Source organism: Neobacillus thermocopriae (assembly GCF_010975035.1).
Taxonomy (GTDB): Bacteria; Bacillota; Bacilli; order Bacillales; family Cytobacillaceae; genus Neobacillus; species Neobacillus thermocopriae.
Genome location: NZ_JAAIUV010000018.1, coordinates 37,442 through 50,964, shown reverse-complemented (window position 1 = coordinate 50,964; position 13,523 = coordinate 37,442). Strand labels below are relative to the sequence as shown.

Genomic DNA, 13,523 nt, shown 5'->3' with positions numbered 1-13,523 from the left:
GATGTTGATCAACATCGCCTTCATTATGGTTGCTTCACCTTTGAAATAATTTTTGCTGTCACAGTCGATTCTTTAGGTTCTTCTGGTAACTGAGATTTTTTCTCGGCAATTTCTTTTAATCCTAATTGAATCATTCGGAATGCCACCACCCAAGAAATCGCCATCAATATACTATGTCCATAGGGAAACATACCTGGTATATCGGTGTCCCATAAAGCATGTATCAGTACAACTAGTAAAAAAATGCGAATGAATTTGGGCTTTACTAGTATGCTTAACGAAAAGTTTTCATTCTCTCGGGCACGCAAGAAAGCCGCTCCAATTAAAGCTGCCCATGCCACATGACCTCCTGGAGCCAACACACTGCGCCATAAAAGAGTATTGTATAATGTTTCAAAACTCCCGGTAAGGAGGCTTCTTAATGCATAACCCGCTGTTTCAAAAGCAGCGAATCCAGCCCCAACCGCTGCTCCAATCAGCAGCCCATTTAAGATATACCGATATTTCTGGTTTCTAACAAAATAAATAACCGTAACTGCTTTGGCAAGTTCCTCGACAATCCCAATCGTAATCGGATTAATGTTATTCTTAAGAAGATTAAAAAATACGAGCGCGGCTAACATCGAGAGAATTCCACCGATAAATACCACGTAAATGATTCGATATATAGCTATATTCTGTGGTGCATTCATTTCCCAAAAAAAGATAAGTGTTGTCAATGGAACCGCAAAGGCACCTACAACGATAAGCCCCGGCAGAAAGTTTATGTTTTGGAACCAAATCAATCCAATATGCAACCCTAAAAAAGTCAGCAAGGCAAAGATAAACACTCTGGCAAAAAGCCATGGTTTTGGCCATGTTTCCTTTACATCCTCTATTTTAGGTGTAGTAATCGCTGTGCCTACAATAAAAAGCCGCTCCGCTTCAAGGATACTATGCTTGCGGAATACCCTTGAGAAAATATTTTTAATGTTAGGTACGATAGAGCGATGATTTCTAGGTATACCATCGACATAGCTGGCAAACTCATAAAATAATTGGTTTGGATCCTGAATTTCATCCTCGCTCGAAAAATTTTTACCACAATTCAAACAGAACTTTACTCCCTCTGGGTTGGAGTAAATACAATCCGGGCACTTCATTCTGTATCCTCCTCTTGGTGACGCCATCATGATAAGGCTGATTGATTTTACTTTACCCTATCATGCCTGACAAAATGAGAAATGGTGATGAATTTGTCTGTAAAAATATTTTTTCATTTCCCATTTTTTAAGGAGGATCATTTCCTGGTTGTCCTTTTAATGGTTTTCTACATTAACAAGTAACCTTAAATTTTACGTTTTTTACCTTTTATCTATAATGGAGGAGAAATCTAACATTGCTCCTCCACCTAAACCGATTTTTGTTTCCGATGCATCCAACAACTAGCTTAACAGCCCCACCGTCACTCGATGGGGCTGTTAATCTTTCCTTAAACAAAACTGGCGCTATTTCTATTTTCAATGAGAGTCCGTTTCCTCTATTGTTTAACCGCTTCCATAATCCAAACAAAATCATTCCACTGCTTGAATTTTACCTGAAAATCATTGGCTGTCATGATATTTTGTAAATATGGGATGGTTGTATAATATTCCGTCTGTAAATCGTGAGCCAAATCATCATAATGCGCGGCCTTCGCCTTCTCAATTGCTTGTTTATGATCGGCTTTAGATGGAAACATCGTATCAGCAAAAACCACTTTTCCACCCGTTTTTAAAAGTTCACGATAAATGGAGATCGCCTTAGCTTTTTCTTCATCTGTTAAATGATGAAAAGCATAGGTGCTGACAATGGTATCTACTTTATTTGGTACAGGGAATTCTAAAAAGTCCCCATCCATGATCGTCACATTGGATTTTGCCATCATTTTTTTCTGAAATAGTTTCTTCATCGCTTTCGATGGCTCAATCGCTGTTACCTTATGACCTTTTTCTAACAGTTTTTCTGTTAAATTTCCTGTTCCGGCACCAAATTCCAATACATCTCCATGGGAAAGGACTGCCACCTCTTCAAGTATTGCTTCATAGTTTCTAAATACTTCGCGATACTGTTCATCCTTCCCTGAAACGGAATGATCATAAGATTCCGCCCATGATTCAAATATATCTAAAAATTCTCTACCCAATTTAATCACCCTATTATAATATATACTTATAATTCTTATCTGTATAGTATGATTTATAAAAAAATGTGTTCAAACCATTATTTTACAAAAATATTACCTTCCTCTTATATTTCATTAAAAATCAAAAATCCCTATTGCACGGCAGTCATGATCTTCTGCCTACAATAGGGAATAAACTCGCACCATAGTGCCTCCTTCTGAGCTTTATGAATGAACCATTAATGATGACATCTCGGACAACTATGATAGCATTCTTTCATTGATCCGCAGTAAACACATTTGCTTGTGTTCTGTTGCATTTTTTTATTTTTCCATTGATCATAAGTTAAAGAATAAGAACTAGTGTCGTTTAAATATTTAATATAATCATTACCGTAAATATACATCAAAAGTATCACCTCCGCCGATCATTATCAATGTATGCGCTTACATCCAAAAATTACACTGAAATGCTCTAGGCAGGTGATATTTTTCCATGATTTCACTATTCAAGGGATGTTTTGGATTTGTTAAAAAGTATTTCTTACCTATCCTTTACGATCGGTTGATCAATCAAATCTTGATCCATCGTATTCGTTGAATTAATTCCATTATTATTTTGAATGTTCACCGCTTGATTGGAAGAACCTGAACCATGTGTCGACTTAGAAGCATGTTTGGGGGAAATCTTTAAGGAATTTCCAAATTGTACAACACCGCCACTCACCGTATCAATTTTTATTCGATGGTCAGACATAAAAGCACATCCTCTATCTTTTTAATTGCATTTTATTCTATGTTCATTGGGTAATTGGTGTGCTGGTTCTTAAATGGTCTACAAAATCAAATTCGAATTCCTTTCCCTCGAACAAGTGATGAAATTCCATCTAATTTCTTCAAGTAAAATCAAAAATGGCGCTCCTTATATGAGGGAGCACCTAGTCATCATGTAATACGTCTACTATTTACTAATGTTCTACAACATTTTCATGGACCTTTTCTTTTATTAATTCAAGAAATCTTTCTGGTTCATCTAACCGAATCGCAACTTGGTCAAATTTTTTTATCATTCCCAATGTTAAGGTTGCTTCCACAGGATGTTTCAGTTGCATAATAACATCTGGAAAGGTCTCTTCAAAATCACGCGCCATGAATTCGATTGTATTTTTAGAACATTTTTGTCGCAATCGTTTTGGATCCACGATGACCTCGTCAATATATGTAAGGTGAACCAATTTTTGCCCTTCGGAGGTTTCTTTCTCCAACTTGCGAATGCATAGTAAACCATCAGCAATTCAGAACAGATGATTTGAATGAGGGTGATTGACTTGACTTTTTGGTTCACAGCAGTGGAAAAAGAAAAGAGAACCGGCAGTGAGCTTTTCCTAACATACTGAACGATTTTTGGCAATTGTATAAATAATGAAACGAGTATCGCGATTTCCAGAAAAATTAATCCACCTTCCACGGCAAAACCTACCCAAGTAACGCTTTCCAAAGGAGCCAAATACTCCATTGGAATGAAAAACCGAACGAAAACGAGTCCCCCAGCTATACCAAAAATGATATTCTTCCAGGTCAACCTGCCCTTCCATGCCAAAAATAATAATGGAGAAATTAGCGCTAAATCAATCATCGATCCAGCCACAATTATATTCGTATCATTAGGGATGAACTGGATGCCAAAAGAAGTATAGTATAAGGAATAATTTGCACCTAGTACGAGCAAAAGGGACACTAGAAAAAAATATCGGTTGAGACTCTTCTTAAGAACCACAAAAATCATCCCTTTCCATCTTTTCTACCATTATACCATCATTTTCCTATCCTCACTTTATGAAATGGAATAAATTCTTGTCTATTCCCACCTATCTCATACAGCTTATACGATCTTCCTTGCATTTTATTACATCTAATTATCACTTAAAGTTTTCTAATAATCAGTTTACATAATATGATTATTTTATAATCCTATTTAAGAAAATAGCCGCCATGTAAGCGGCTATTTTTTATTTCATCTTCCATACTCTTAACACGTAACCACCACAACTGCATTGATCAATAAATTTCAGCTTAATTTCGTCTCCAAATACATTCTCTAATTCTTGTGTTAAGTACAGTTCCGGGTTTCCGAAGCTTTCAGGTGTGACTACATTCACATAACATCCTTTTGCTGTTTGTTTGACGGCCTCAATGGCATCAACCATTAGTAATTCACGATTTTTTTCATATTCTTCATGTTCTAGAGATATAGACCAATTCTTTTCCACTATCCATCACCTCTCACCATGATTTTAAATGGATATTGTACCGCATGAGGTGATGATGATCATAAAAATCAAACTTTTCATCCTATTATTCAATCTGTTTCAACACATGGGAATTACAGCTTAAAAGACATGATGATATTTTGAGTAATGAATGGGGGTTACAAAAAATTTGGTAGCTTAAATAGTGGGATTCAACAAAATCGAGGTTAAGGAGAAGAATTTCGAATTTAATCTAGTCTTTCCAGCAATAAAAAAACCCCTATTTGGGGTTATGCCACTGCAACTCAAAGAATTCATTTGGTATTCAATTATTCGTACCGTTTCCCGTACTCTAATAGCCCATTTCATATTAGAGCGGACCCCAATCGACTTGTATCAGTTGTTGGGGTCTCTACTCCTATCATTCCAAATACTTAAATGGCCACATCGACAAAAAAGACAATGATCATGATCAGCTGGACAACTGCTTTGGCTAATGTCCCACTTAAAAACGCGATAAAAGTAGCAAAGGCAACTTTAAATGATTCTTGGAACGATTTTTTCTGTAGCATTTCCGCGATTAATACAAAAGCAAAAGGTATTATAATCACCCCAAAAGGTGGAATGACAAAGCTTCCGACAATCAATCCAATGGCGGCTGCTCGGTTCCCCCATTGGGTTGCTCCAGCTTTCTCCACAAAATGCTGGTTTGCTAAATAATCTGCCAAGAATAACAAAATCGTCAAAATGACCAACATGGTAACGGTGATCCAGGAAATTTCATTGGAATTAATGCCAAAATGATAAATGCCAACTCCAGCCCAAATAACCAGTACCGAAGGAATAATAGGATATAACAATCCAACAAAACTTAAGATAAAGCAACCAATGATTAAAATCCAAAATAGTATATCTATGGTGAACACCTCTTTATACTTGCAATAAAATTCCTCTTCTATTTATATCTTATCCGTTTTCCTTTTTCTACTCACTTAAAGTCATTTTATGTAAATGTTTCAATGGCAGAAAAACCACACGAAAATAACATTTCATTGATTGAATGAATAGACAGAACATCATATGACTCCTACGTTTATGCCCTAACTTGTTGGATGAATTTTTCCGTTCGCTGCATATGTTCGTAGCATGCATCCTCTAAGTTTCTAACATATTTTACATTTTTATAAAGGATATACTTTTTTAAATCGTTCACATACCACCAACATACTTGGCGAAAATTCCATATCATATTCTCTTAATGACTCAGTAAAAAATTTTTCGTGTGCCTCCCACCAATTCTGATAATCTCCTTCTCCTTCAGCTAATGCAAATTCCTCTGTTACCTCATTCATCGGAACCACTTCAACCGATTCAATTTGAATGACTGCGACAGGCTCTTCTTTACCATCTAAAATAATATAATATTCACCAGTTTTTGGTATCTCTTCTTTTTCTAACTCATAAAATATGAACCCAGAAGTGGTTGCGGTCTTTTTTCCTTTGATAACTAAATCCGCTAACCAATCAGGTGAAACACCAAATTGAAAAGCATCTTTATATTTAATCCCTTCTTGACCAGTAGCGACACAAAAATCATTCCAAAATTGTTGCACTCTATTCATAAAAACACCCTTTAGTAAAAATAAGATTTTCCAATACTAATTTAGGCCGTTCGTAAAATAAGGTCTGAAAGATAAGACAATCGTTTTGGCTACTCCATTTTATTATATCGATAACCTAGACAAAACATAATGGACCTTGGGACCTAGATCTCGTATTAAAAAAAGAATAACCATACCCTATTTAGAGTATGGTGCACCTTCCTCCTTATTTTTTATTTCTTGAATTTCTGCACTATCTCTGTCAATGTTTAATTGATGTATTTTTAATTTCGTATAAATCCTGTCATAAAGCTTGATGGCAAAATAGCCAAGCAATCCCCCAGTAGTGTTTAGTAAGAGATCATCTACATCAAAAATCCCGAGAGAAGAAACAACTTGTAAGCATTCCAAGACGAAACTTAAACCGAGAGATAGAACAAATACACTTTTAAATGATATCCCTTTATTTTTAGATAAAAGTACAAGAAATATTCCAAAGGGTATGAACAAAGCAATATTCCCAAACAAATTACTGAAATCACGCAGCACTGATAGACTATGGATGTTGATAAATATGGTTTGAAACGGGATATAATTGCCGCTTTTCAACTGGTAAATTAGACGGTCAGGGTTCCCAAGAGTCCGCTCAAAGTGATGCCAAAGAAGGGCCATATCCATCCAATGAAATTTAAATAGAATGATTCTAAGTAACCCATACAAATATATGACAAATAGCGATAGTAAAATGAGTTTGTTTATGACCTTCTTAATTATTCTATTCATTCCGCCTCCCTTCCCTCCCTGACATTCGTATGTGTTCTACTAGAATACATGGTCACAATAACCCCATCCATATTGTTGCCTGATATCTCATAATAAAGATGGGAGGGGACATGTATCGTACTATCTTTCGTTACCGGGTAATAAGAAATCTCATATTTTTTACCGAGTATGGTGATGGAAACCGACTTTTGTTCTTTCAAGTATTCCAAATATTCTTCTAAAGCAAAGTTTTTTTCCTTCATAATCACACTGTGTGGCAGTCCAACATAGCGAATATGCCATGGTTCATATTGAATTCCAGTTACTTTCGTTTTGTCCTTTGGATATCTTAAAATAAAGCCGTATTTCCAAGCATTATTTTCTAGCCACTTTCCTTCAGGTGCATGCTCCATTTTTGACAAACTTGATCCTACATCAAGTGATAAGCCCGAATTATGTTCACTATACCCTGCTGGTAAGGCATAACTAGCCCCCATTTCATGGTAAAGACGATTTTGCTCATCAAAGTTACGATAGCCACTATTGATCATATAGTGACGAACCCCTTCCTTTTCCGCATCTTTGACCATCTCTGAAAATTTTTCCGCCATTTCTTTTGATAAAAAAATATTCGCATCTTTCAACCCATATCCATTCATTAATTCGTTATATTTAGCTAAATTTACGATATCTGACTTGATTCCTTCTTTATGAATCGGATATTTACTGTTAATTAATAGTAGGTTTCCTTGATAGATTTGTTCTTTTTTAATCGTTATGGATTGAGTATTTTTAGAAATCCCTTCGTTATCAAATGGATTTTCGTCATTTTGATTATGATCCTTCATTTCTATTTGATTCTGAAAAATCGGTGCTTGATCAAAAAAATAGAAACTCAGACACAAAAAAAATAACAAGATTAAAACTACCTATTTCATTTATGTTTCCTCTCCTTCAGTAATTACCAAACGCGAACTTTATGTTGGGTTTCAAATATAGATGAACTTGTCATGATAGGGATGAAAAATCATGAAATCATTTCCCCTCGTCCTTTTCACATCCATACATGGGAATATCGATATTTTTCACCATTAACCTCTATTTCTGTAAAAGAAATACAGTTATTTTCTCGAAACCCAACCATTGTCAATAATGAATTTTTTTCGTAATCATTTCATGCCCCCTATTCTTGTTCTTTGTTTGGGCTTGATATCTTTGTATCAACTTAAGTATCGATTTTAGTGCAATGAAAAAAGCTCGTTCCTACGGTATTTAGATTACCGAAAAAGAACGAGCTGTTTTTTAATATTTAATGGATAAATTCTTAAGAAAAAGTGAAGAAACGATTCATTTTTTCCTAAGTTTGCTCTGATATGACAGGAAGTTCTACTGTAAAGATCGTATGTTTGCCATCACTGTCCGCATAAATACGCCCATCGTGGGCAATCACGATTTCCTTCGCTATGGCTAAACCGAGACCGGATCCTCCTTTTTCAGAGGATCGTGCCGTATCCAGCCGATAAAATTTTTCAAATATGGTGGTAAGTTTATCTTTAGGGATGCTTCCAGTGTTCTTGAACTCGATTGAAACCATCCTCCCCTTGAGACCAGCATGGATTTCAATGATCGTGTTGTTTTCACTATACGCAGCAGCGTTTTTCAATATATTGTTAAAGACCCTTGCCAACTTATCGGGATCCCCGAATACAGTCAAATCCTCAGGAGCATGGATGACCGTCTGTTTCCCTTTTGCAGCAAGCTGGGGATAAAATTCATCGGTCATCTGAACTAGCATATAGTATAGATCGATTTGTTTTTTCGTAAGTGGGATCTCTTGAAGGTTATACCGAGTAATCTCAAAAAATTCATCGATTAGTTGGTCTAGTCGATGGGCTTTATCCAATGTGATACGTACATATTTTGCCTTTTGCTCTACAGGCATGTCTGGCGCCTCGTCAAGTAAACTCAGATAACCGATAACAGATGTGAGGGGAGTTTTAATATCGTGCGCCAAGTATAACACAAGATCATTTTTTCGTTGTTCAGCCAACCTTGCATCTTGCTCTCGCTTTTCAAGTGTCTGTTTTAATGTATTAAGCTTCTGTTCCATGAACCCCATTTCTTCAGACATCTCGATGTTTTTCTCTTCGTTATGAATAAGTATATCAATACCAGCATTGATTTCATCAAAGTATTTTACAAATTTTGAAAGCATGAAACGAAAAAGAATAAGAATACTGATGATAATCGCCACAAAGATTATCACTTCTAAATTATTCCGAATTGTATAATGATAAAGCATTAACGCTTGCACGTGATCTAAGTAAAACATGTGTTCTAATAAACTTACAATCCCGTCCCCAACACGTCGCCAGGCAAGAAAACGTAATATTAATACGAATACAATGGCTGTTACTACTGTCACAAGGAAATATTGGTTAAGTTTCCGTTTCAGTTTGAAATAATCGTTTTTTTTATACCTATTTTTATTATTCAATCTTATATCCAACTCCCCAAACGGTTTTAATATACTTAGGATGATCACTTCGGTCGTTCATTTTTTCGCGCAAATGTCTGATATGTACAGTAATCGTGTTGTTGCTCTTGCTGAAATATTCATCTCCCCAGATTTCATGGAAGAGCTGCTCAGAACTTACCACTTTCCCCTTGTTTTCACAAAGAATTCGCAGGATGGCAAATTCAGTCGGAGTAAGGGATAAAGGCTTCTCGTTCAGAAAACATTCATGGGTGTCTTTATTAATCACAATTCCAGAGTGAACAATCACATTTTCGTTCTGCTCGATTCCTCCATTGTATTGTTTGTATCGACGCAACTGTGCTTTCACTCGAGCCACTAACTCTAATGGGCGAAAGGGTTTTGTTATATAATCGTCCGCTCCCATCGTCAGTCCTGTAATCTTATCAATTTCTGAATCCTTCGCCGTTAACATAATAATGGGATACGTGTGGTTCTCCCTTATTTTTTGACAGATAGTTAAACCACTTGTACCAGGAAGCATGATATCCAAAATGGCAAGGTCCAGATCCATAGTTTTTATGCATTCCAATGCTTCTTCGGCCGTATAAAATTTATAAACCGTGTAATTTTCGTTTTTCAAATATAGCTCAACCAAATCGGCAATTTCATGTTCATCATCGACCACAAGTATTTTATCGCTCACAGTGATCCATCCTCCTACTCAATTAATGAACGGTTCTCTTTTCTATATCAAAATTTTTTCCCACTGGCTTCTAATGTAAAATTGATAGCAACCTGTTGTCCAAATATTATTGTACACGACGATCGGTTATCAGTCAGTTTGTACTGTAGACATCCAAGCATGAAAGTTATTTATTATAAACCCAGCTTCAAACCTAATCATAGTTATATACTAATTCAAAGAAAAAAGCAGTCTGTTTAGTCGATTTTTCTAGTTTACCTCTGCATGAAAAAGTGGAGATCTCGTATAACGATTCATGTCTATGAAATTGCAAGAAGAAAAGATCTCAGAAAAAATGAAGAGAACATGGAAGATAAAATCGGTCGTTGAGGCGTGTAAAAGCAGAAGAGATAAATAATACAATAGGTGATTTCCTTTACACATTTAATGTATTAGGTACTTGTACTGCTGACGATTATAAAAAGATTCCAAAAGTGATAGGGTTCATATAAGACAAATACTTCTTGGAAAGAAAGACATCAACCATGCATAAAGAAGTATAAAAACCACCTAAAATCAAGGTGGTTTTTGCATTTTAATCTAATGGTCAATCGCCTTTTTCCCAATTTGTAGGACCTTCTTCACTCGGTATAAACTTAGTCCAATATTCACCCGTTTTCCTATCTAAAATAATCATATGATTTTCATTTGCAGGAACTAATTCATACCTATATTCATTGTTAACATTCCCTTTATTTGTAAAAGACCAATTATGATGGATGAGTGATTTTTCACGTTTCTTCCTCCAACTTGTATAGTTTTTGTGTTTCATATCTATCTTTCTAACTATAATTAGTTATCTTTCAAAACTAGCTGATTTTTCATTAATTTCCATTTTCTGTCAATTTAATTCTATATTAATAAAAATTTGAAATTTATAGCAATAGAGGTTACGAAAACGGCCCATAAAAAAGAGGGTATATACTCCTATTGAGTATAAACCCCTCTCTGTTTCATTTTTATAAGATGTTATTTTTGATATTTTGAAAGTTTGGCAGTTAGATTTCCAGATTTCCTTTCTGGTGCTTTAGCTTTTAAATTAGAGGCCCAAGCAATTTTGGATTCATACTTCTCTGTATGTTCTTTTTTAATTAGGAACTGAAGCCTCTCTTTATTTTTTTCAAGCGATTCTTCCAGTGATTGTAAACGATGTCTCGGGAAGGAAAGACCTGCTAAAATGGTGGTAATCGTTGGGTCACCTTCCGTGATATATGTCCCCTCAAACAATTCCACTGGTTCTCCAATTCCCTCAAATATAGACGGCACATTAATCAATTTTGCCATTGATTCAGGGCCTTCATAAATGAGCCCTGCACGAATAACCCCCACTGTATCAACCGGGCAAAAAATCGACTTCGCCCATGAACGCTGGATCAATTTGGAAACATCTGCCGTCGTTTTTGCATCGGTCACCGTTGCTGAACAAATCATGGTTACCCCTCTTGTATTTAGAATATTCATTAAATCCGTTTCATCAAAATTCCCATAAAACGAACTTTTTTGTGTAATATCCAGTACATGTGAAATGGCCTCCATGACTTGACGATTAGAAGAAAGATAAATGTCTTGTTTACTAGATTGTGGATTTGTCTTACGCATTTGATCGTTGTCCACCAAAAATACCGAAGAAATGCCTTCAATCTTTGAAATTTGTTCAATACATTCAGCCGCATTAATTCGGTTCCCAGCTAAAACGTTACGCTCAGGTAGGATGGCAATAGCCCCCACATGAACGCCTGGCAATTGATCCAATAAAATATCGATTAAAAGTGGACTCATCCCTGATCCAGTTCCACCATCCGTAGAAAAGGCTACTAATAATAGTTTAATGTTTTTAAAGGATTTTTTGACAAAGTCAATCATTTCCCGATAATGTTCATGAACTGCCCGCAAGCCAACTGACCGATCCTGCCCTGCACCATTATAACCTGGTACGAAATACTTTTTTTCTACTTTAGTATTAACAGCCCCATCTCGTTGATTCGTATTGATTAGGGCGGTTTGAAAGCCCATTGTAGATGCTATTTCAGCGATATTACCGCCTGCTTGACCAACACCTAAGATGCCAATTGTTTTCACTCAATCGCCTCCTCACTACTATAACTAATACTCATGTATGTACGAAAATAGACTTTTTCTTTTAAAAAATAACCTTGTCCCCAAACATTTTTATAAAAATATTTCTCTCTATCCATGAAGAAACCCAATCATTATCATGGCCAAAGGTGAACAATCTGAATATGTATAAAATTACCCCCTTAACACATATAACTAAAAAGTCTTTGACATATTGAATAAAATACGGTACATTACAAATGTACGAATAATTTTTACCAAACTTCAATTTAATGTTCGTGTTTAGGGGTGTTTTTTCATGGATTTAGTATTTGATTACGAAGATATTCAATTAATTCCGGCAAAATCGATTGTCAAAAGTCGTTCAGAATGTGATACCACTGTTGAATTTGGTGGACATACATTTAAATTACCTGTGGTCCCAGCTAACATGCAGACGATTATTGATGAAAAGTTAGCGGCATTTTTAGCTGAAAATGGGTATTTCTATATTATGCATCGCTTTCAACCGGAAAAACGGCTTGCCTTTGTTAAGGATATGCAATCTCGCGGTCTCATTGCATCGATCAGTGTGGGAGTTAAAGAAGGTGAGTTTGAATTCATTAAACAATTGGCAGAGGAAAATCTTACACCCGAATTCATTACGATCGACATTGCTCACGGCCACTCCAATTCAGTTATTGAAATGATTAAACATATTAAAAATCATTTACCGAAAAGCTTTGTCATTGCTGGTAATGTAGGTACTCCAGAAGCCGTAAGAGAACTCGAACATGCTGGTGCAGATGCTACAAAAGTTGGAATTGGACCAGGGAAAGTATGTATTACAAAGATTAAAACAGGATTTGGTACTGGTGGCTGGCAGTTAGCGGCTCTTAGATGGTGTGCAAAAGCGGCAAGCAAACCGATTATCGCCGATGGTGGAATTCGTACACACGGAGATATCGCAAAATCCATACGATTTGGTGCCACCATGGTCATGATTGGTTCTTTGTTTGCCGGTCATGAAGAATCTCCTGGTGAAACTGTGATTAGAGATGGAAAAACGTATAAAGAATATTTCGGATCTGCTTCAGAGTATCAAAAAGGCGAAAGAAAAAATGTAGAGGGCAAAAAAATGTATGTAGAATACAAAGGCCCAATTATCGATACATTGATTGAAATGGAGCAAGACCTTCAATCCTCTATTTCTTACGCGGGTGGAAACAAATTAAAAGACATTCGCACGGTTGACTATGTAATCGTTAAGAACTCGATCTTTAACGGCGACCGAATCATCTACTAATGTATTTTAAATGAATATTATAATGGATACGAAAAAATGGCGTGAATCTTCTATTTGATTGGAAGGGTTTACGCCATTTTTTATTCTCATCTTTCGATATTCCTTCATAAATAAATCTCCCTCCTTTGATCCTCTACTCTAAAACGTAATAAACCTATTTCCTATCTTTAAAAATCTATGTAACAA

Annotated in this window: 13 protein-coding genes; 1 reads left to right on the top strand and 12 read right to left on the bottom strand. The window is 35.9% G+C overall.

What is annotated here, in order from left to right:
- Nucleotides 1–23 precede the first annotated feature (23 nt).
- The 12 genes from G4Z05_RS11775 to G4Z05_RS11720 all read right to left on the bottom strand — a co-directional run bounded on the left by G4Z05_RS11775 (nt 24) and on the right by G4Z05_RS11720 (nt 12,055).
- A complete protein-coding gene (locus tag G4Z05_RS11775; RefSeq protein WP_051968164.1) occupies nt 24–1,142 on the bottom strand; it encodes a PrsW family glutamic-type intramembrane protease in 1,119 nt (372 codons plus the stop codon).
- Between the two features lie 377 nt (nt 1,143–1,519).
- Nucleotides 1,520–2,164 carry a class I SAM-dependent methyltransferase gene (locus G4Z05_RS11770; protein WP_163252065.1) on the bottom strand — a complete coding sequence of 215 codons (645 nt, stop codon included), beginning with the start codon at nt 2,162–2,164 and terminating at the stop codon, nt 1,520–1,522.
- A gap of 523 nt (nt 2,165–2,687) precedes the next feature.
- Nucleotides 2,688–2,900 carry a spore germination protein gene (locus tag G4Z05_RS11765; RefSeq protein ID WP_163252064.1) on the bottom strand — a complete coding sequence of 71 codons (213 nt, stop codon included), beginning with the start codon at nt 2,898–2,900 and terminating at the stop codon, nt 2,688–2,690.
- A 211-nt stretch (nt 2,901–3,111) separates the two neighbouring features.
- On the bottom strand, nt 3,112–3,378 hold the full coding sequence (locus G4Z05_RS16545) for a hypothetical protein (RefSeq protein WP_240465372.1): 267 nt from the start codon (nt 3,376–3,378) through the stop codon (nt 3,112–3,114).
- A 774-nt stretch (nt 3,379–4,152) separates the two neighbouring features.
- On the bottom strand, nt 4,153–4,413 hold the full coding sequence (locus G4Z05_RS11755) for a CGCGG family putative rSAM-modified RiPP protein (RefSeq protein ID WP_163252063.1): 261 nt from the start codon (nt 4,411–4,413) through the stop codon (nt 4,153–4,155).
- Nucleotides 4,414–4,826: 413 nt separating this feature from the next.
- Nucleotides 4,827–5,318, bottom strand: coding sequence for a DUF456 domain-containing protein (locus G4Z05_RS11750; protein ID WP_338036761.1), 492 nt, complete (start codon nt 5,316–5,318; stop codon nt 4,827–4,829).
- Between the two features lie 255 nt (nt 5,319–5,573).
- Nucleotides 5,574–6,014 (bottom strand): ASCH domain-containing protein, encoded by a 441-nt coding sequence (locus tag G4Z05_RS11745; RefSeq protein ID WP_163252062.1) that lies wholly within the window; start codon nt 6,012–6,014, stop codon nt 5,574–5,576.
- A 177-nt stretch (nt 6,015–6,191) separates the two neighbouring features.
- The gene (locus G4Z05_RS11740; RefSeq protein ID WP_163252061.1) at nt 6,192–6,776 is read right to left on the bottom strand and encodes a VanZ family protein; all 585 of its coding nucleotides are present in this window, start codon (nt 6,774–6,776) and stop codon (nt 6,192–6,194) included.
- Nucleotides 6,773–7,675: a VanY-A/VanY-F/VanY-M family D-Ala-D-Ala carboxypeptidase gene (gene vanY / locus G4Z05_RS11735; protein WP_338036762.1), complete on the bottom strand. Its 903-nt coding sequence runs from the start codon at nt 7,673–7,675 to the stop codon at nt 6,773–6,775. The genes G4Z05_RS11740 and vanY overlap by 4 nt, the downstream gene beginning before the upstream one ends.
- 437 nt (nt 7,676–8,112) lie before the next feature.
- Nucleotides 8,113–9,252: a vancomycin resistance histidine kinase VanS gene (vanS, locus tag G4Z05_RS11730; RefSeq protein WP_163252060.1), complete on the bottom strand. Its 1,140-nt coding sequence runs from the start codon at nt 9,250–9,252 to the stop codon at nt 8,113–8,115.
- Nucleotides 9,245–9,937: a VanR-ABDEGLN family response regulator transcription factor gene (gene vanR, locus G4Z05_RS11725; protein ID WP_163252059.1), complete on the bottom strand. Its 693-nt coding sequence runs from the start codon at nt 9,935–9,937 to the stop codon at nt 9,245–9,247. The genes vanS and vanR overlap by 8 nt, the downstream gene beginning before the upstream one ends.
- 1,008 nt (nt 9,938–10,945) lie before the next feature.
- A complete protein-coding gene (locus G4Z05_RS11720) occupies nt 10,946–12,055 on the bottom strand; it encodes an FtsZ/tubulin family protein (RefSeq protein ID WP_163252058.1) in 1,110 nt (369 codons plus the stop codon).
- A gap of 295 nt (nt 12,056–12,350) precedes the next feature.
- Between G4Z05_RS11720 and guaC the strand changes: the two genes are divergently transcribed.
- Nucleotides 12,351–13,337 (top strand): GMP reductase, encoded by a 987-nt coding sequence (guaC, locus tag G4Z05_RS11715; RefSeq protein WP_163252057.1) that lies wholly within the window; start codon nt 12,351–12,353, stop codon nt 13,335–13,337.
- The last annotated feature ends 186 nt before the right edge of the window (nt 13,338–13,523 follow it).